Genomic DNA, 20558 nt, shown 5'->3' on the forward strand with positions numbered 1-20558 from the left:
ATGATAGGACAGGGTATGTGTTCAGCAACTATGCTGAATGGAAGTATGCATGAGCCGTATACGAGGTCCGTACGTACGGTTCTGTGAGAGGGATGGGGCGGTGACGCCTCACCCTACTCGATGTTTTCACGAGGGACAAAAAAGGCCCTAATGGGCCTTTTTTGAGATGGGTTAAAGGTGTTGGTGCTCGTTACACTTTAAACTCGCGTACAGAAGCTTGTAGCTCTTCAGCAAGCACTGCTACTTGATGGCTAGATTGTGCCGTTTGATCTGCACCTGTTGCGGTTTCTTCTGAAATCGATGCAATGTGTTCTAGTTTTTCAGAAACCTGCTGACTGACAATATTTTGCTCTTGTGCTGCGTGGGCAATATGGTTGCCTGAGTCGAAAGCTTTGTGAACTGACTGGCTGATTGTCTCTAGGGCAATGTTTGCCTGTTCATTCTTTTCAACACAGCTGTTTGCCTGATTGCGACCGAGCTCCATTACGGCAACGGCTTCTTGAGTACCGACTTGTAATACTTCAATCATTTGCTGAATTTCACTGGTTGAATGCTGAGTACGTGATGCGAGATTGCGTACTTCATCAGCAACAACGGCAAAGCCTCGGCCTTGCTCACCCGCTCTTGCAGCTTCAATGGCAGCGTTAAGTGCTAACAAGTTGGTTTGGTCGGCAATGCCACGAATAACATCCAAAATAGAGCCAATTGAGGCACTGTCTGAATGCACTTTGTTAATGACGATACCCGCTTTAGCGACTTCATCAGCAAGGGCGATAATCGTGTTTTTGCTTTCTTCTGCAAGTGAGCGCATGTGCTGTGCTTCTTGGTCTGCTTGTTTGATTTCGTTAAGCGCTTGATCGGCACTCATTGAAACCTGCTGAGCACTAGAGCTCAGTTCTGTGGTTGCCGTTGCTACCTGGTCAACTTGGCTTTTTTGCTCTTGAATACCAATCGTTGTTTGCGAGGTAATTGCAGATGTTTGTTCTGCTGCTGCGGCGAGTTGATTTGCCCTGTCAACAATACCCACAATAAGACTGCGTAAGCTGTCGACTAAGCGGTTACAGTTTTTGGCCAGCTCAGCAAACTCATCATGGCCAGTGTCATCTAACTTATGAGTTAAATCGCCAGAGGCTAGTACTGTTAAAGCTTGGTTCACTTTTTCTAAGGATTTGGTGAGCGGGGTTATAACGGCAATACTGACCACAATAGCGACCACAATGGCAAAAAGAACGACACCGAGGGTTTTATAAAATGCCGAGTCAATGATGCTTAACGCTTCGTTACTGATATCACCTGCAAATGAGTCTATTGACTTAGCGAGTTCGGTCATTGTGGTATTGACGTCTTTTGCGGCACTCTGGGTTTGAGCGAGTTGTTTGGTTGCGGCAAAGCTGTGGGTTAATTGTTGCTGCTTAAGGTTTAGAATTGAGTTATTGCCTTTAAGCAAGGCAAACACTTTGGCGCTTTCTGTTGTTAAGTCTTCAAGGAGCGAGTCACTGACTACACCACTGCCTTGACGATTAATGTAGTCGAGTTTGCCTGAGGCCTCACTAACCATATAATCCAACTCTTTGATGATTAAGTCATATTTACTTTGCTCAGTAGTAGCAACTAAATCATAAATGGTGGTAATGATATTAATAAAGGTGCCATCAACAAGGCTAGCAGAGGCTGCAAGACTGCGCTCTGTTGCATCTTCGCTGGTTTCAAGATCGATAATGTCGAGTAAGATTGATGAAGAGTCATCAGCGGCATTTTCAAGGTCGCTGCGCATATCATTGAGTGTTTCTTGTAAACTTAATGCATCTTTGCGCTCATTAAGCATATTGTTTGCGCTTGCTTCATAAGCGTTATAACTTTGGGTTAATGCATTTAAGGGGGCTGTAAGTTGTGTTTGTTTACTGACTAAGTCCCTTAAGTTAGATAAGTCATTTTCGAAGTTATTATTGAGGTTAGATAGTTTTTTCTCAATCGTGGGGATATTTGATGAATGCGTACTGTAATAAGCCACTAACGCTTCAATTTGTTGGGTATTGAGGTTTTCATTTAATACACTGGTCGTTTCAAGCGCAGGTAAGCTAATCGTTTTAAGGATCGTGGTACCGTCTTTAATGCTGTTGTTGCTCAGTAGGGTAACAACGCCTAAGAATACGATGAGTAATGTGACGACAGAAAAGCCACCTATCACTCTAGTCGCTACGTTAATTTTCATACAATACTCCGGTAATTATTATTTGATCCTGATTTTAATTTTATTTGGGTATAGAAGCTGAATTTATTATCGGACAATTGTTTCTCAGGCAAATGTAATAAATCCCATAGTTTGCTATCGGCAAACTGCTACTTTAGTTTAACGTTAAATGACCCTTTTTTGGGTAATTTTTTCATTATTTTCAAGATGCCATAGTGTGAGGTATTCTCCCCAACAGCATCCTGTGTCTAATGCCATAAAATGAGGATAAGGAGTTTGTCCCATTAGTGCGGCCCAATGGCCAAATACGAGTGTGTTCTGTGGTGCGCACAGTGAATCAAATTCAAACCATGGCTTTAAGTCTGTCGATGTTTGCTGTTGTGGTGGCGTTTTACATTTAAAATCAAGGCGACCATCTGAGTGCAAAAAACGCATTCTGGTTAAGGCATTGATACAATAACGTAATCGATTAATGCCTTGCAACTCCGTTGACCACTGCTCTGAATCCTCGGTATACATCTGTGCAATGAGTGCCGTTAAGTAGTCATCTCTTTGCAAGGCAACGCTGACCTGCTTTGCTTCTTGTCGCAAGGTGGCAATATCCCATTGTGGCGGAACACCTGCATGCGTCATGATGATTTTGTGTTCGGGCAATGTACGAACTAATGGCTGTAGTCTAATCCAATCCGTTAATTGGTTTATATCAGGGGCGTTAAGTAATTCGCTAAGATGATCTTGCGGGTGGGGGCGTTTTAATTTTCCATGAAGCGCAAGTAAGTGAAGGTCATGATTACCTAGGACTACTTTGGCCGAATCTTGTAGCGACTCGACAAAACGCAGGGTAGCCAACGAATCAGGACCACGAGCAATTAAGTCTCCTACAGCCCAGAGTTGATCTTTTGAGGGATTAAAATCGACTTTTTGCAGTAATAAGGTTAACTCGTTAAAGCAGCCTTGAATATCGCCAACAAAATAATGAGCCATGGTTATTGTAATATTCCTGGTACCGCTAACCGAAATGTTGGAATGGTGGCTAGAAATCTCTCGCCTTTATCATCTTCCATGCCATAAAAGCCCCGCATAAAGCCGACAGGCGTTTCCATTACGGTACCACTAGAGTATTGGTATGCAGTATTAGGGGTAATGGTTGGGGTTTCACCTACCACGCCAGGACCTTTGACTTCACTCTCTTTACCGTTTGCATCAGTGATGATCCAATGACGGTCTTTTAAGGTCACATTCTTATCACCCAGATTGATGATAGTGATGGTATAGCTAAAAAGGTACTTGCTCTCAGCGACATCCGATTGCTGTTCTAAATAATGGGTGTCGATTTTAATTTTTATTGGCGATTCGACTTGGCTCATTTGAGTTCCTGTGTAGGGGAAAATAATAAGGGCATGCTTAGCATGCCCTTATTATTAATTTTTTTTATCGCACAGTAAATTAGCCATCGCGACATATTGCTCAACACTAATTTGTTCTGGCCGCATGCTGGAGTCGATGTTTAATGACGCAAATTCATCATCAGACAGCAAGGCTTTTAGATTATTTCGTAATGTTTTACGGCGCATACTAAACGCTGTAGAACATAAATGACGTAATACATTCACGTCTTTACATGGCCAAGGTTTAACTTCATATGGCAATAAGCGCACAACTGCTGAGTCCACTTTTGGTGGTGGAGTAAAGCAATGTGGTGGCACTTCTAATACCGGCACAACCTGGCAGTAATATTGGGCCATGACAGTTAAGCGGCCATAAGCTTTAGTGCCAGGGCTTGCAGAAAGACGTAATACCACTTCTTTTTGCAGCATAAAGTGCATTGTTTCAATTTGCTCTGCAAACTCAAACAAATGAAACATTAGCGGGGTTGAGATGTTGTAAGGCAAGTTACCAAACACTTTCATCTTTTTGCCTGGCTGTTGTAGCTTCTTAAAGTCAAACTGTAATGCATCACCTTGGTGAATGGTCAGTTTATCTTTAAGGACAGGATGCACTTGCAAACGCTCAACTAAATCACGGTCTAACTCAACAACGGTTAAGTTGTCGATGGAGTCTGCTACAGGCTCAGTTAAGGCACCTAAACCAGGACCAATTTCTACCATTACATGGTTGTTATCAGGTGCTATCGCGCCAACGATACTGCTGATAACCCCTTGGTCGGTGAGGAAGTTTTGTCCAAAACGCTTTCTGGCCGTGTGGCCTAAATGTACTTTATTGCTCATTAAAATGGGTTACTTACTTTTTGAGGCCAATTCGATGGCTTTGTTTAATGCACAGGTAAAACTGCCGCTATCCGCTTTGCCTGTGCCTGCAAGTTCAAGTGCAGTGCCATGATCGACAGAGGTTCGGATATAAGGTAAACCTAAGGTGATATTGACCGACTTGCCAAATCCTAATGATTTAAGCACAGGTAATCCTTGGTCATGATACATCGCGAGCACCACGTCAGCTTGTTCAAGGTACTTAGGCTGGAATAGAGTATCTGCTGGCAGTGGGCCAACAATGTCCATTCCTTGCTCTCGTAACTCGTTAAGCGCGGGGATCATGGTATCAATTTCTTCACGGCCTAAATGGCCGTCTTCTCCTGCATGCGGGTTTAAGCCACACACATAAATTTTGGGTGAACCTAAACCAAACTTACTAACAAGCTCACGGTGTAAAATACTGATAATGTGATGCAGTCTGTCGCGTGTTATGGCTTTAGCGACATACGCTAATGGAATATGGGTCGTCATTAAAGCGACTTGCAATCCTGGTGTGGCTAACATCATCACGACGTCGGCACAGTTTGCTTGTAAGGCAAAAAATTCGGTATGGCCACTAAATGGGATACCGGCTTGATTGATTATGCCTTTATGCACAGGGCCTGTAACAACAGCATCAAACTCATTAGACATGTTTTTTTCACCTGCATAACGCAAGGTGTCGACGACATAAGCGCTGTTGGCTTCATTTAACACGCCGCACTCTGCAGGCTCTGCAAGTGCAAAAGGTGAAATTGTCAGAGTGCCCGCCGCTTGTGGTTGCGGTGGCTGATTAGGGTTATAGGTTTTTAATTGTAACGGTAAACCGAGTCGTTTTGCCCGACTCATCAAAAGATCTGGATCGGCACAAACAACTAACTCAACAGGCCAGGCCTGTTGAGCGAGTTTGATGACTAAGTCGGGACCGATGCCTGCTGGTTCACCCGGAGTAATGGCAATACGTTTAGTCATTGATCTTGCTTAACCTCGTTGCGTTTCTGGCTCAATAATTTCAATATAAGCTTCTGAGCGCATTTCATCCAACCAGTTTTGTAATTCTTCGTTAAATTTGCGACGGAAAATTAACTGGTGAGCACGATTGCTGTTGAATTGATCGGTTGCGTCTGTTTTACGGCGCGACTCGAGTTGAACAATATGCCAACCATGGCTAGTGCGGAATGGTTCGCTGTATTGGCCTTCGTTTAAGTTAGCCAATGTTTGTGAAAACTCAGGCACATAAATGTTAGGGTCTGCCCAGCCTAATTCACCGCCTTTAGCCCCTGAACCTGGATCTTCTGAATACTGTTTTGCGAGTTTAGCAAAGTCTGCTTCTCCACTACGTACTTGAGTTAAGAAGTTTTCTAGCATCGCTTTAGCGCGTTCTTCCGATAAAATTGGCGACGGCTTTAATAGAATGTGGCGAGATTTAACTTCTGACACTTCTTGCGTTTGCAGACCACGAGTGTCGACAACTTTGATGATGTGAAAACCCGAGCCTGATTTAATTGGGCCAATAATGTCGCCTTTTTTAGCACCATTAACGACTTCTGCAAACAAAGTTGGCATTTCGTTAATGTTCATAAAGTCCCAAATACCACCTTCAAGCGCTTTAGGGCCAGATGACGCTGCAATGGCTGTGCTGCGGAAATCATCACCATCATTAAGGCGTTTTAATACGATATCAGCACGACGGCTAGAGTTTTCAAGCTGTTCGCTGCTTGGGTTACTCGGGATTTCAATTAAAATGTGACCGATTTGAAACTCAACATCTTTCAAACCTTGTTCTTCAATCAGTTTAACCAGGCCGCTAATTTCTTGTGGCGACACTTGAATACGACGTTGAACTTGAATACGTTGAATCTCACCTAGGGTGATTTCTTGGCGTAATTGCTCACGGTATTGACTAAAGCTGCTACCTTCGCTTTCGATAGTCTGTTGCATTTGAGCCACAGTCATTTTTTGTTCTTTAGCGATGTTTTCAATGGTTTGGTCTAATTGTAAATCACCAATTTGCAAACCAATACGTTCAGCCATTTGCATTTGTAAATGGGTTAAAATAAGGCGTTCAATCACCTGGGTGCGAAGCGCGTCTTCAGAAGGCAGTGTTTGATTGGCCGCTTTTGCGTTAGCTCTTACTGTGACAATCATGTTTTTGATTTCACTTTCGAGAATAATACCATCATTAATTTGTACAGATACGCGGTCTAATTGTACTGGTGCTGCAACACTGGTGTGGCTTATTGCCAGCGCAAGTAATGCAAAAATCATTTTTTTACTGTGTTTCATCCACAAAATCCTTGGCACATTCAATTCAATATAAACTGGCGATACATCGCCAAAATAAGGTTACTACTTCATACTCAACAGCATGTTTGTTGTTATTGGACTATGAGTTTATCGCTAGGTTCAGCAATCTATCACAAAAGAATGCTAATTCCTCAAGTAAAGTGGCTTACGGTAGTTAAATAAGCCTTCGTTTAGCATGTCTGCGACACCTAACGGGCCAGAACCGCCTAAACCCTTAATAACAAAGTTGAGGTATACGCCGCTTTCAAACTCTTCACTGGTGCTGTCGATGTCTGTTAAATCATCGTCATAGTTGGTTTTAATGCGGTAATGGTAACTTAAGCGAACTGCCCAGCAGCAAGACTCATATTGAAAACCGGTATAGGTTTCAATGTTACGAGCTTCATTTAGGTCGTAATAGTAGTTACCGACAAAATACAAATCATCGCTGATTGGCCATGATGTTCTAAAGCCAGCCTGTGAAATATCGACCTGGTCATTGGTGTTAGTGTTCAATAAATCAGGCACGTAACGATAACTTAACTGCAATAATTTGTCATTGCTTGGACGGAAATCTAAAGTCACTTCGTTCTTTTTGTTTTCGCCTGTTTCAGTGTCATGTTGTACTGAACCACTAATAAACCAATCGTCATATAACTGGGCATCTAATTCTGCAGCTAATACTGACGTTGATGGTGAACTTTCTTCATAGGTGTCATCAATACTCACTTTAGAGCTTTCCAAATACATAATTTGGCCAACACTGAATTTAAATTTTTCACGGTTTGAGTGATCAAATAAGCGGGTCGTAAAACCTAACGTAAACTGGTTGGCATCGGCAATACGGTCTAACCCTGAGTATTGACGGTCACGGAATAAACCGTAGTAATCTTCTTGAAGCTCTGCGGTGTCATAAATACCAATGTTTGATTGGTCTTCATAACCTACGTATAGATACTGCACTTGCGGCTCTAATGTTTGACGATATTGTTCACCAAACATCTGTGTTGCTCGCTCAAAGTTAACCTGACCGTGCAAGCGTGCTTCTGGAATGGTGCGACTGACGCTTTTATCTAAGGTTGAATCGTCGTCTAGGTTTTGCTGCCAATATTGAGTTTGCATCAATTTGACTTCGCTGGTGAATGAGCCAGCAGGCCCTTGAATTGGCCAGATTAAACTCGGCACTAAATGCAAGCGGTTAGCGGTATTGTAATCATCATCCTGGTGACGGAAATTAGTCAGCTCAGAGTTAAATTTAAAATCAATTGAGTCAATAATATCTTCTGTGCGGTAATTAAAGTTTAACTGCGGCATGACCTGATACGGTTTTTCATCTTCGCCTAACACTTTAATATCTTGAACGCGGATATTGAAATCCCAATTGCGTTCAAAGTAGCTCGCCTCGCCAATACGCGATAATTGGTTGTCCGTTGACTGGTTAACGTCTGAATCTAAATCGTTGAAATAATTGTTGTCTGACACATTAGTGTAGTCAGCTCTCACTCGCCAATTAGCATTAACTGCACCCTGGTGACTCCAGTGATAAAGATAACGGTCGGCTTTTGTGCTTAAGTTGTCATCACTGTCTAAGTATTCAACATTAAATTGACCATTTTGTTGTTCACCAGCAAGGTAACGAAACTCAGTTTTTGTGAATAAACCGCGAGATGACATGTAATGAGGCGTAAAGGTTAGGTCATATTCGGGTGAAATATTCCAATAATAAGGTGTACTGATTTCAATGCCGTTGGTGGTGCTGGTACTAAAGCTTGGAAACAAAAAACCGCTTTTACGTTTGTCAGATACAGGGACTGTCATGTATGGAATATACAAAATAGGGACATCGGCAATCCGTAATTTTGCATTCCAAATTTCACCCCATTCTTCTGTACTGTCGATTTTAATCATGTCGGCTTCTAGCAGCCATGATTCATCGCCCGGAGGACAAGTGGTAAAATTGGTTTTGGTCAGTAATAAATTGTTTTCTGAGGTAATTTGCAGTTTGCTTGCATCACCATGGACTTGTTGACCATGCAGCCAGTACTGGGCTTTTTGCAATGTGGCGCTGTTGGTACTCATTTGGGCTTCAAGTGAGTCGGCGGTCACGGTAAATAAATCGTCTTTAAAAATTAAGTTGCCGTTAGCGATTAATTGTTGATTTTTTTGATCTAAAATCGCGCTGTCAGCCGCAATATGTCGCTGCCCTTGGCTAAAACTCACATCACCAGTAAATTCGGCTTGCGCGTTAAATGCAGCGTTAGAAAAGTCACTGATAATCACGATTTCTTCGTCATCGATCCCTGTTAATGCAGCTCTGTCATCAAATGAGCGGGAAACCGGTGGCGTAACAAAGCATTGCGATGTTGGCAGTTCAGTCGTGTCAGCTTCTTCAGCTATAACGATATTGGGGAGTAGGCATAGTGCCAGAAAATAACGGATCTGCATTGTTGTCAATAATTTATGATTTCATATTCAGGAAAAGTTTTGGAGAGAAAAAGATACTCAGCTAAATAAAACATTCCATTCATTAGCTGTTTCCAAATGTTATGCTGGCTATAATAAAGCAATTTTTCGTTAAGAGCCATTGAGATGAGTTTATCCGATCCAAGATTTGTCGCCTTAAGCCACTGGTTAAACCATTATTTTGAAGCAGAGGTGACGCCTTCATTAATTTGTGGTGATGCCAGTTTTCGTCGTTACTTTCGTATTCAGCATTTTGGCAAACATTACATCGTGTCAGATTCACCAATACACCTGGTGCCTATTGCACCGTTTGTGGCTATTGCCAAAGCTTACCATGCGGCAGGCTTATGTGTGCCAGAAGTGCTTGCAACCTGTAATGAACAAGGGTTTGTGTTGCAAACGGATGTGGGTGAGCAGCAATTGTTGTCCGTGCTCAACCTGCAAAATGTTGTCGGCTATTACCAACAAGCGCTTAATCTATTACCCACCATTGCAAGTGTCACAGACACTGAGCTGGGCCCGTTAATCGACTACGATGGTGAGTTTGTGCAGCGAGAATTAATGATCTTCATTGATTGGTTGGTAAATAAGCACATAGATTACAGGTTAACGAACAATGAACAACAAATGATCAACGCCACATTTGCCGCGTTAACAGACAGTGCCATGTCGCAACCTAAAGTGGGGATGCATCGTGATTACCATAGCCGCAATTTGCTCATCAATGCCGATGAGCTTGCAGTGATTGATTTTCAAGATGCGGTATTAGGGCCAATCACTTACGACGCGGTGTCGTTATTGCGCGACTGCTATGTACGCTGGCCTGATGGGCAGGTGCAACAATTGATGCAATATCATTATCAATTAATCAAGCAGCACAAGCTACTCGGCGATGAGGTTGATTTTACGACATACCAGCAATGGTTTGATTTAATGGGGCTACAACGCCATATCAAAGCTGCTGGCATTTTTGCGCGTTTATATCATCGTGATGGTAAGCGCGGTTATTTGGCTGATATCCCATTAACCTTGCAATACATTGTTGATATTGGTGTTAAATATCCTCAAATTACCGAGTTTAGTGGCTGGGTTAAAACGGTAATCGCCCCGTTAGTTGAGCAAACTGCCGTTAAACAGCAATTAGACACAACCAATACAGGTTATTAACCATGAAAGCGATGATTTTGGCCGCAGGCCGAGGCGAGCGTTTACGCCCGTTAACCGACACCTTGCCAAAGCCCTTAGTTAATGTTGCCGGTAAACCTTTGATTGAATATCATCTTGAAAAGCTCGCCACCTTAGGGGTTAAACAGGTGGTGATTAACCATGCATGGTTAGGACATAAACTGCCTGAACAGCTTGGTGATGGACAACGTTGGGGGCTGCAAATTAACTACAGCGCTGAAACCGAAGCATTAGAAACCGCAGGCGGTATTAAACAGGCGCTTAATTTTTTAGGTGATGAGCCCTTTTTAGTGATTAATGGTGATGTTTTTATCGACTATTTACCTGATCTGAGTGTGGCTTACCAACGGGTTGCCCAACATCAAGCTGATGCATTTTTATGGTTAGTTGATAATCCGCAGCATCATCCTTTAGGGGATTTTGCCATTAGTGCACAGGCAAAGCTTAACCTTAGCGATGAGCAAAGGTTTACCTTTTCGGGATTAGGGATTTATCATCCGACATTATTTAACGCTTTGCCAGCAGGCAAGCAAGCGTTAGGGCCTTTACTGAAACATGCGATAGCGCAGCAACGTATTGAAGGTGAACACTTTAGTGGTTATTGGTGTGATGTAGGTACCATTGCAAGGCTTGAGCAATTACAAATAAGGTTACAGGCTCAGCGCTAACGTGATGAAAGTGGTATAAAAAGTTAATTATTAAATAAAGCGGAAGGTAAAATGCGCATTTGGGGTAAAGTTTTCGGGTTTATTATCGGGTTTATGTTCGGCCGTTTTTTTGGCGCATTTTTAGGATTGTGGCTTGGGCATGCATACGATAAACGCCAGGGTTTGGCGTCGTTAATGCGTAAGGGTAGCGAACGTCAGGCTATATTTTTTAACGCCACCTTTGCAGTGATGGGACACATGGCGAAAGCGTCGGGCCGTGTCACTGAAAACGACATTCGTATTGCCACCATGCTAATGGATCAAATGAAGTTAACTGGGCAATCGCGTATCGATGCTCAAAAAGCGTTTAGGCATGGTCGCCAGGCCGACTTTGATTTAGCTAAAGAGTTAGAGCAATTTCGTCATGTCACTCAAGGTCGTGCTGAATTATCGCAAATGTTTTTAGAGATCCAAATTCAAACGGCATTGTCTGACGGTGAATTACACGCCAATGAGAAACACATTTTATCAATTATCGCTAATAAGCTCGGGATGGCATCGCAACTTGATGCGTTATTAGCTCGTTGGCAAGCTGAGTTTAGCCATCATCAATCGCCGCAAGGCAATAAAATGCCATTGACTGACGCTTATGTGATGTTAGGCCTTGCTGATTCGGCCTCCGATCAAGATATTAAGCGTGCTTACCGTAAATTGATGAATGAGCATCACCCCGACAAATTAGTGGCTAAAGGGTTGCCAGAAGAAATGATGGCCCTGGCCAAAACCAAAGCGCAAGATATTCAAGCTGCGTATGAATGTATTAAAACATCTCGAGGAATGCGCTAAATTTAGGGCGCTTCAATTTATGCAAACAACGGACTGAGGTCATAGATGAACATAGTGGTATTAGACGGTTATACGCTCAATCCAGGTGATTTAGATTGGCAAGGATTGCAGGCACTTGGTGAGTGTACTATTTATGAGCATACCCCAGCCGATGAGATTGTAACGCGCTGCCAGGGGGCGCAAATAGTATTAACCAACAAAACGCCGCTTAATGCCCAAACCCTCAGCCAACTTCCGCAATTAACTTATATCGGTGTACTAGCAACAGGCACCAATGTGGTCGACATCGCCTGTGCCAGCCAACATGGCGTTCGCGTGACCAATATTCCTGCTTACGGCCCTGATGCCGTAGCGCAAATGGTGTTTGCCCATATTTTACATCACCATCAGCAAGTGGCATTACACGACCAAGCTGTAAAAGCAGGGCAGTGGAGTCGCAACCGCGATTTTTGTTTTACGTTATCGCCGTTAACGTCATTGAAAGGGCTTACCTTAGGGGTTGTCGGTTATGGTGATATTGGCCAGCAAGTGGCTAATTTAGGTGCCGCATTTGGCATGAAAGTGTTGGTGACCAGTGCCAAGCCTAAAACGGGGTTACCACCTTCAATTCAATGGTGTGAGCGCGACACCTTACTTAAACAAGCTGACATTATTTCACTGCATTGTCCGCTTACTGCGGCCACCCAATACATGATAAACAATGATAGTTTAGGTCTGCTTAAACCGGGGTGTTTAGTAGTCAATACCGCTCGCGGCGATTTAATTAATGAAATTGATTTAGCGCAATGGCTTAATCAAAATAACGGCTTTGCTGCCGTTGATGTGTTATCTACAGAGCCGCCAAGCCCTGACAATCCGTTATTAAGTGCTGCCAATATTACCATTACGCCGCACATTGCCTGGGCAACCTTGCAAGCAAGACAAAACCTGCTCAACATTGCTGTTGATAATGTAAAGCAGTTCCAGCAGGGGAATGTAGTTAATTGCGTAAACGGTTAAAAGATGTTTGCTGAATATAAGAAAGCCGCAATGATTTGCGGCTTTCTTTTGGGTTTAGCTCAAGGCTATTTCCCCTGCTAAAAGCTTTCAACCTAGCTCAAGGCTGTGCAGATTAAAATAATACTTTAATGTGGCTGGCGACAGTCTTGGCTTTTTCAATGGCGCTTTCTACCGATGTGTCACGTGCTAGAGCTACACCTAAACGGCGGCGTCCATCAATATCAGGTTTGCCAAATAAACGTAATTGAGTGTCGGCTGGCGCTAATGCTTGTGCCATGCCTTGGTAACGAATATTGGTTGAGGTGCCTTCAGCTAAAATCACTGCCGAAGCACTTGGGCCATGCTGAACGATATTGCTGACTGGTAAGCCCAATATGGCACGTACATGCAAGGCGAACTCAGAGATGTCCTGGCTAATTAATGTCACTAGGCCAGTGTCGTGAGGTCTTGGAGACACTTCAGAAAAATACACTTCATCGCCTTTGATAAACAGTTCGACACCAAATAAACCAAAGCCACCTAGTGCTTCAACCACTTTTTGGCTAACAGCTTGGGCTTTTTGTAAAACAACTTCAGACATGGCTTGTGGCTGCCAAGACTCACGATAATCACCGTCTTCTTGTCTGTGGCCAATCGGGTCGCAAAAGTGAATACCATTAATAGCGCTAACGGTTAATAGAGTGATTTCATAATCAAATGGGATAAAGGCTTCAACAATCACCCGGCCTTGTCCCGCACGGCCACCTTCTTGTGCGTAAGCCCAGGCTTTGGCAATGCTATCGCTTGACTTAATCACACTTTGGCCTTTACCCGACGAGCTCATCACTGGCTTAACCACGCATGGAATACCAATGTCGGCCACGGCTTGTTCAAACTCGGTTTGGGTATCGCAAAAGTAATACTTTGAGGTCGGTACATTAAGGGTTTCAGCTGCAAGGCGGCGAATACCTTCACGGTCCATGGTTAACTTAGTGGCATTAGCGGTTGGCACCACATGTAAACCTTGCTGTTCAAGTTCTACTAGGGTTTGAGTGGCAATGGCTTCAATTTCTGGGATAACAAAATCGGGTTGCTCTAACTCAATCACCGCTTTTAACGCGTTAGCGTCGAGCATATTAATCACATGAAATCGATGAGCGATTTGCATTGCTGGGGCGTTGGGGTAACGGTCAACACCAATGACTTCAATACCGTAACGTTGCAATTCAATGGCGACCTCTTTACCAAGCTCTCCGCAACCTAATAACATGGCTTTTACTGTGCCAGGTGTGTTTGCTGTGCCGAATATAGTAGGAATGGACATGATGATTTATAGCCTTTATGTAGGGATATTTTTATATGCCGAACAGTGTAACGATCCCTAGGACAAAAAATCCAATAGAAAAACCACTAAATCGTTATTTTATCGCAATAGGTATGGTTTTTTGTGATGTAAGATTGTGTTTAATTACGATAAGTGGCTTGAGGAGGCTTGGTACGAGTGAGTTAACAAGGGGAGATAATAACAAGCCAGCAATGCTATTACTGGCTTGTTATTAAGACTAAATTATTGCGTGTAGCTTATTTAGCCAAAAGACCCGCAGCGGCCAAAATAAGCTCAGGAGCTGGGCGCACTTTGTAGTTTGGGTTGACATATTGAAAATGAATCAAGCCCTTTGTATCCGCTAAATACACCGCAGGTACAGGCAGCACTAGGCGTTTGTCGCCTTGTGGTGTGGTAAACAATTCATTGGTCACCACACTGGCGGTGTATTTTTTGGTGATATCAGCGCTGGTGTAATACGCTAAACCAAAGGCTTGTGACGCCGCCATTGAACTGTCTGATAGCAATAAATAATCAAGTTTTTGATCGGTTAATGAGGCGCGCATTTTTTCAGGTGTATCGGGCGAAATCCCCACAAGCTGAAAACCCATTTCGATAAGCTTAGGTTCAATGGCTTTTAGTTGTCCCATTTGTGAATTACAAAATGGGCACCAACCGCCACGGTAAAAAAAGAAAATAGTCGGTTTTTGGGCGACTAATTTTGCTAAATCAACGGCGTTACCATCTACATCCTGCAAGGTGACAGCAGGAATTTGATGACCATTGAGTAACGGCATGACATTGTTTTCGTCACTGGCGATAGGTTTAGCTATGCTGGCAAAGCTGGTTAGTATTAAAGTGCTAGCAATTAGCAGAGTTTTTAACATGATAAGTCCTTGTGTGGTGTTGTCCTGTCGTACTCGATGTCATATGAGTACGTATACGTTACAAAACAGACCTGTAAATAACAAAATTAATTTCATTCAAAGACAAAAAAGACGCCGAAGCGTCTTTTAGTTTGCCTACCCTTTATTACGGGTTGGTAAAATGCACCTAACCGAGGTTACTTAATTTTTTTGTATTTTACCGGGCTGCTGGTTTTACCGACTTTAACACGGCGGCCATCCATGTTTTTCTCAGCAATCATTTGGGCGCCAACGTTGTCGCTACGTTGCTGTTTTTTGGCGAAGCTACGACGCTTTTCAATTTGCTTAAGTAGCATTTCACGGCTGCCGACTTCATAACCCGGTACTGTGATACGGCGAATTTGCTGGCCAATTAGCTTTTCAATGTCAGCTAATGTGCGTTCTTCTTCACGGCTCACAAACGAGATAGCAACACCGGTTTTACCCGCACGGCCTGTACGACCAATACGGTGAACATAATCTTCTGCTAAAAACGGTAAGTCATAGTTAACTACATATTGAAGGCTTGGAATATCAAGACCTCGTGCCGCCACTTCGGTGGCAACTAATACTCGGATTTTGCCTTCAACAAACTCGCGTAATGCACGGCGACGACTGCCCTGGGCTTTTTCACCATGTACCACACCAGATGGAATCCCATCTAGGTTTAGTTCTGTCACTAACTTGTCTGCAGCATCACGAGTCGCAGTAAATACCAATACTTGTTGCCAATTTTTAGTGCCGATTAATTCAGACAGTAATTCACGTTTACGGCGTTGTTCAACTGGGTAAATAACTTGGCTAATGGTTGCCGCAGTGGTGTTTTGTTTATCTGCGCTGATTACTTTAGGTTTTTCTAGCATGTCGTTAGCCAGTTTTTTCACTTCGTTTGAGAAGGTGGCCGAGAACAACATGTTTTGACGTTTTTTATTTACCGCTTGTAAGATTTTTTTAATGTCAGCACTAAAGCCCATATCTAACATACGGTCGGCTTCATCGAGCACTAAAAAGTCAACGTTAGATAAACTTAAGTTACAAGCCACAATGTGCTCAAGTAAACGACCTGGAGTGGCGACAATGACATCAGCACCGCGTTTAAGCTTTTGCGATTGCGAGTCCATTTTTACACCACCGTATATGGTTAACACGGTAAAGTTAAGGTGTTTGCTGTAAGCGCTGATATTGTCAGCAACCTGTGCAGCGAGCTCGCGAGTAGGCGTAAGAATTAACGTACGAGTATTCGACGGCATTGTCTCTTTAGGCGCTTCACACATTTTTTGTAAAATTGGCAAAGCAAACGCGGCGGTTTTACCGGTACCGGTTTGCGCGCTAGCCAGTACATCTTCACCGCGACGGATGGCCGGGATCGCTTGTTGTTGAATTGGCGTCATAGATTGATAACCGCACTCAGCGATCGCGCGTAATATTTCTGGGGCGAAGCTAAAAGATTCGAATTTCATGGTGCAGTTCCTGTATGTACATCAAAACAAAGCGATTTAGTTGCGACAAGCTGAATGAGCCGCACAAGGTCAATCTGGATAATTTGGCCTAAATAGCCTGATCAAAATGGCGTTATTCATGCTTAATTGTGCTATTAACCCTTTAGGATAGTTGAAAAACATTAAGCTTGAATGATATCCCCAATAAGGAGCCATTGATAAGCGGTCGCGGAGTATAACAAACTTTTGTATAAATCCTGAACTTTATCTGTGTTTAGCCATAAGATTTTTTAGGTGAGGGGTTTTGTTACTTTGTAGGCATTAAGTCGTTTTTTTCGTATTGTAACAGGCTGACAAAATCGCTTAAAAAGCGAGTCAGTCGAGCATATTGCGCTCAAAATCCTCAGGATAAAAGTGGTTGATAATTTTATAGGGCTATTCAATGATAGAATAATACATTGAGTACATCATCGACGTCGCTAACAATCCTTTTATGAATATAAATCAACTCGATCTCAATCTTCTGATCATTTTAAAACAGTTACTCGAAGAAAAACATGTCAGTAATACGGCATTGACGCTAGGCATTAGTCAGCCATCAATTAGTCGTTCTTTAGCAAAGTTGCGAGCGATTTTTGATGATCCGCTGTTAATTAGAATGTCTGGTGGTTATGAGTTGACCCCCAAGGCTGAGTCGATTTATCACGACTTAAATAGCATTTTAAGCAACGTAGAACGGCTAGTGAACAAGCAAGACTTTGATCCTCTAACCAGTGAGGCCACAATTAAAGTGTTTGGCTTACCACCGCAAATGAATCTCATAGTACAAGCCATCATTGGGGCGTTTAGACGTGAAGCACCTAATATGACACTTGATATCGATACCAGCCCGAAACCACAATTTGCCGATTTATTAAAAGGTGATGTGCATTTTGTGGTAACAGGGCACCAACCATCGGTTGCAGAAGATAAACTGTATCGAATCCCGCTATTTAAAAGGGAATTTGTGTTATTGATGGCGAAAACCCATCAACTGGCTAACGCGCCATTCACTATCGCACGGTTAAGTCAGTGTCATTTTGGGCAAATTTCGGTTCAGGGTGAAAAATCGTTATCAATTGCCCATTGTTTTGAAGCCCTTGGGTTTGACAATATCTCCACGCCAATACGCCTAAAAAACTTTGATAATATCGGTACTATTACCGAAAACAGCGATGTAATTTTTTATGTGCCTAACCATTTTGCTGATGAGTTATGTCAACATTACTCACTCATATCACGTCCTGCACCCAATGAGCTTAAAATCAACCAATCACAAGTTTGCTTATATTGGCATCAACGCTATCACAACGACCCTGTATGCAAATGGTTCAGGAGTTTAATAAGCGAACAGTTATTCAATAATTAAATAGTTATTATGCAACTAGGGTATTCATTGTTAGTTGCATAACACCTCAATGATAAGTCTAATGGTAACCATTCTCATTTAGATTGGTGTTGTTAAACTAATGCAAACGACTTATTCTTCTCCTTTAGCTCGAACTCATTTAGCCATTGTCATCAGTACCTTGTTAACCAGTTTTTCTTTTAATGCCATAGCTGCAGATACCACAGACAAAATAGAAAAAATTGAAGTGTGGGGTACCACCATTACCAATGGTTCTTTATTGCAAGATGATATTGAAAAAAGACAAGCAGACCATTTAAGTGATTTATTACGCGACCAAGCAGGGATTGATGTTGGCGGCTCACATTCCATGGTGCAAGGCATCAATATTCGTGGTGTCGATGAATTAGATTTAAACATCACCGTTGATGGCGTTACCCAAAACAACAACATGTTTCACCATTCAGGAAACTTGTTAATCAATGCTGATATTTTAAAAGCGGTTGATATCAACGTTGGTACCAATTCTGTACTCACTGGTGGTCTCTCTGGTGGTGTAGCGTTTGAAACCAAAGATGCAGCCGATTTACTTGACCCACAACAAGACTTTGGTGCCCGCTTACACGCTGATTATTCAAGCAACGATTCTGCCGGCGGTTCTGCGACGGTTTATGCTCAGCTTACCGACAGTATCGACGCCTTAGGTTATCTTACTTATACCGACCGCCACAATTTTGATGATGGTGATGGAAACGAAGTTCAAGGAAACGAAGGGGAAATCACTAACGGCATAATGAAGTTAGGCTGGGATGTCGATGACCATAGTCGCTTTGAGTTGTCTTACGACAAGTATACCGATGAAGGTGATTACTACATCAAAACCAACTTTGGTAGTAACTATAACGAAAGTAATGAACTCGAAACCCAAGAGATTGAATATACCCGTACCACAGTATCATTAGCCTATGAGCTTGATCTTGGCGACATGCTAAATCTACGCACCAGCATATATCAAAATGAACTTAGCTACATGCCAACAGATACTGAAGGTCAGTCTACACATACAGGTTATACCGTGCTGGCTGAATCGGTTGTGCAGGGCGATTTAGTTCACACTCTGCGTTATGGTGCGGAGGGTTACGAGCAGAAGTCAAAGCTTATTGAACAAGGTATTACCAGCAACGAAGAAACCGCTGACTCTCATGCTATTTACCTTGAAGATGAAATTGCATTAACCAACAAGTTGTCGGTCACTCCAGGCATTAGATATAACCACTACAAAGCGGATATGTTCTCGCCGGGCACGGGTGATTCTCTTAATAAAACATGGACAGACTTCACTTTTGGCTTGGCGACAAAATACTTAGTTAACGATCAGTGGACCGTGACTGCCGCTGCTACTGAGTTGTTCCAGGGCCCAGGTCTACGTGAAACATACACGGATTACGACACCACTTTTGATCAAGATTTAAAAGCCGAAACGGGTGTTAACTATACGGTTGGCGCAGCGTATCAACAATACAATGTGTTCGGGCTAGATCGTATAGGTTTTTCTGTTGATGTGTTTAGAACTGAAATCAACGATTACATTGATAATTGGTCGGTGGGCAAAGGCAGTCCAACAGGCGAATATGCCAACTCAGGTGACTATGTCATCAAGGGTGTTGAATCAACGCTAACTATGCGCAAAGATGATTTTAATGCGCGGTTAACTTACTCAAGTTCAAACTCTGAAAGCCAAGAAACCGGTGAAGTATTACGCTACGAAGTCGGTGATAGCTTATCTCTCGGCCTAGGTTATGAATTTACCGAATACGACGTAAATGTTAACTGGACAACCCTCGTGACCTTAAGTGATGACGTGGTGTACGGAGGTGCTGACATTAATAAAAAGGGTTACGACGTTCACAACATCAGTGCCCAGTGGCTTCCTGCTAGCGCGCCAGACTTAACTTTAACCTTTGGCATCGAAAACTTGTTGGATGAGCAATATTACTCACATGCTTCATACACTAGTGATACGGTTCAAGACTATGAGTCGGGTCGTAATTTTAAAATTAGTGCCTCTTATATTTTCTAGCCAAAACCGTTGTTAATGGCAGCAAATTTACAACCGACTCTAGGGTAGTTTATTTGCTGTCTAGTGTGCCCAATATCAATAAATATAAGTGATTTAAAGGTTATAAAAATCATGTCCGATTGGAAACAAAACTTGCAGAAAACCCGCTATGTAATGGATGCCCTGTTACTGGTGAGTTTTATGATTGTGTCAGCCCCTCAGGCTACCGGCGTGCCACTGCATGAATGGTTAAGCTTGTTGTTTATTGTGCCATTTGCAATCCATTTATTGTTGCATTGGGACTGGATAACCCACAGCTTTAAGCGATTGTTTTCAAAAATCTCCGCGAAAGAACGCTTTAATACTGTGTGGAACTATCTACTGTATTTAATGATGTTGCTAGCAACTGTCAGTGGTTTTTTAGTGTCGGTAGCGCTGTTACCCACACTGCAAATTGACATTAATATTCAAGACTTTTGGTCTAAAGTGCACCATGACTCCGCGACGCTAATTATGCCAATGATTGGCATTCACCTCGCGTTACACTGGAACTGGATGGTGCAACTGACTAGACGCATGGTAAGCAAAAAGGCATAACG

Annotated in this window: 17 protein-coding genes; 7 read left to right on the plus strand and 10 right to left on the minus strand. The window is 42.8% G+C overall.

What is annotated here, in order from left to right; all coding sequences use genetic code 11:
* Nucleotides 1-190: 190 nt before the first annotated feature.
* The 7 genes from IEY48_RS14830 to lptD all read right to left on the minus strand — a co-directional run bounded on the left by IEY48_RS14830 (nucleotide 191) and on the right by lptD (nucleotide 9171).
* Nucleotides 191-2212, minus strand: a complete 2022-nt coding sequence (locus tag IEY48_RS14830) for a HAMP domain-containing methyl-accepting chemotaxis protein (protein ID WP_188921672.1) — start codon at nucleotides 2210-2212, stop codon at nucleotides 191-193.
* A gap of 144 nt (nucleotides 2213-2356) precedes the next feature.
* Entirely contained in the window at nucleotides 2357-3175 is an 819-nt protein-coding gene (locus IEY48_RS14835) for a symmetrical bis(5'-nucleosyl)-tetraphosphatase (RefSeq protein ID WP_188921674.1), read from the minus strand.
* 2 nt (nucleotides 3176-3177) lie between these two features.
* Nucleotides 3178-3558: a Co2+/Mg2+ efflux facilitator ApaG/CorD gene (gene apaG / locus IEY48_RS14840; RefSeq protein WP_188921676.1), complete on the minus strand. Its 381-nt coding sequence runs from the start codon at nucleotides 3556-3558 to the stop codon at nucleotides 3178-3180.
* A 54-nt stretch (nucleotides 3559-3612) separates the two neighbouring features.
* Nucleotides 3613-4419 (minus strand): 16S rRNA (adenine(1518)-N(6)/adenine(1519)-N(6))-dimethyltransferase RsmA, encoded by an 807-nt coding sequence (gene rsmA, locus IEY48_RS14845; protein WP_188921678.1) that lies wholly within the window; start codon nucleotides 4417-4419, stop codon nucleotides 3613-3615.
* A gap of 9 nt (nucleotides 4420-4428) precedes the next feature.
* Complete coding sequence (gene pdxA, locus IEY48_RS14850; RefSeq protein ID WP_188921680.1) at nucleotides 4429-5412, minus strand: 4-hydroxythreonine-4-phosphate dehydrogenase PdxA; 984 nt, start codon at nucleotides 5410-5412, stop codon at nucleotides 4429-4431.
* Between the two features lie 9 nt (nucleotides 5413-5421).
* Nucleotides 5422-6726 carry a peptidylprolyl isomerase SurA gene (gene surA, locus IEY48_RS14855; protein ID WP_188921682.1) on the minus strand — a complete coding sequence of 435 codons (1305 nt, stop codon included), beginning with the start codon at nucleotides 6724-6726 and terminating at the stop codon, nucleotides 5422-5424.
* Between the two features lie 144 nt (nucleotides 6727-6870).
* Nucleotides 6871-9171, minus strand: a complete 2301-nt coding sequence (lptD, locus tag IEY48_RS14860; protein ID WP_188921760.1) for an LPS assembly protein LptD — start codon at nucleotides 9169-9171, stop codon at nucleotides 6871-6873.
* A 144-nt stretch (nucleotides 9172-9315) separates the two neighbouring features.
* On the opposite strand from lptD, the gene IEY48_RS14865 reads away from it, so the two are divergent.
* Genes IEY48_RS14865 through IEY48_RS14880 form a run of 4 tightly spaced genes read left to right on the plus strand, consistent with a single transcriptional unit; the run spans nucleotide 9316 to nucleotide 12866 of the window.
* Entirely contained in the window at nucleotides 9316-10356 is a 1041-nt protein-coding gene (locus tag IEY48_RS14865) for an aminoglycoside phosphotransferase family protein (protein WP_188921684.1), read from the plus strand.
* Between the two features lie 2 nt (nucleotides 10357-10358).
* A complete protein-coding gene (murU, locus tag IEY48_RS14870; RefSeq protein WP_188921686.1) occupies nucleotides 10359-11042 on the plus strand; it encodes an N-acetylmuramate alpha-1-phosphate uridylyltransferase MurU in 684 nt (227 codons plus the stop codon).
* Between the two features lie 51 nt (nucleotides 11043-11093).
* Nucleotides 11094-11867, plus strand: coding sequence for a co-chaperone DjlA (gene djlA, locus IEY48_RS14875; protein WP_188921688.1), 774 nt, complete (start codon nucleotides 11094-11096; stop codon nucleotides 11865-11867).
* A 45-nt stretch (nucleotides 11868-11912) separates the two neighbouring features.
* Nucleotides 11913-12866, plus strand: a complete 954-nt coding sequence (locus tag IEY48_RS14880) for a D-2-hydroxyacid dehydrogenase (protein ID WP_188921690.1) — start codon at nucleotides 11913-11915, stop codon at nucleotides 12864-12866.
* 112 nt (nucleotides 12867-12978) lie between these two features.
* Here the strand turns inward: IEY48_RS14880 and purT are convergent, their stop codons facing one another.
* The 3 genes from purT to IEY48_RS14895 form a co-directional block, all read right to left on the minus strand.
* Complete coding sequence (purT, locus tag IEY48_RS14885) at nucleotides 12979-14154, minus strand: formate-dependent phosphoribosylglycinamide formyltransferase (protein WP_373293742.1); 1176 nt, start codon at nucleotides 14152-14154, stop codon at nucleotides 12979-12981.
* A gap of 272 nt (nucleotides 14155-14426) precedes the next feature.
* Nucleotides 14427-15056, minus strand: a complete 630-nt coding sequence (locus IEY48_RS14890; RefSeq protein ID WP_188921694.1) for a peroxiredoxin-like family protein — start codon at nucleotides 15054-15056, stop codon at nucleotides 14427-14429.
* Between the two features lie 176 nt (nucleotides 15057-15232).
* Nucleotides 15233-16534 carry a DEAD/DEAH box helicase gene (locus IEY48_RS14895; protein ID WP_188921695.1) on the minus strand — a complete coding sequence of 434 codons (1302 nt, stop codon included), beginning with the start codon at nucleotides 16532-16534 and terminating at the stop codon, nucleotides 15233-15235.
* Nucleotides 16535-17006: 472 nt separating this feature from the next.
* Here IEY48_RS14895 and IEY48_RS14900 point away from each other — a divergent pair, with 472 nt between their 5' ends.
* The 3 genes from IEY48_RS14900 (at nucleotide 17007) to IEY48_RS14910 (ending at nucleotide 20556) form a co-directional block, all read left to right on the plus strand.
* On the plus strand, nucleotides 17007-17921 hold the full coding sequence (locus IEY48_RS14900; protein WP_188921697.1) for a LysR family transcriptional regulator: 915 nt from the start codon (nucleotides 17007-17009) through the stop codon (nucleotides 17919-17921).
* 100 nt (nucleotides 17922-18021) lie between these two features.
* A complete protein-coding gene (locus tag IEY48_RS14905) occupies nucleotides 18022-19980 on the plus strand; it encodes a TonB-dependent receptor domain-containing protein (protein WP_188921699.1) in 1959 nt (652 codons plus the stop codon).
* 111 nt (nucleotides 19981-20091) lie between these two features.
* Nucleotides 20092-20556 carry a DUF4405 domain-containing protein gene (locus IEY48_RS14910; RefSeq protein WP_188921700.1) on the plus strand — a complete coding sequence of 155 codons (465 nt, stop codon included), beginning with the start codon at nucleotides 20092-20094 and terminating at the stop codon, nucleotides 20554-20556.
* Nucleotides 20557-20558 lie beyond the last annotated feature (2 nt).

The organism is Shewanella saliphila, from assembly GCF_014648295.1.
GTDB lineage: Bacteria > Pseudomonadota > Gammaproteobacteria > Enterobacterales > Shewanellaceae > Shewanella > Shewanella saliphila.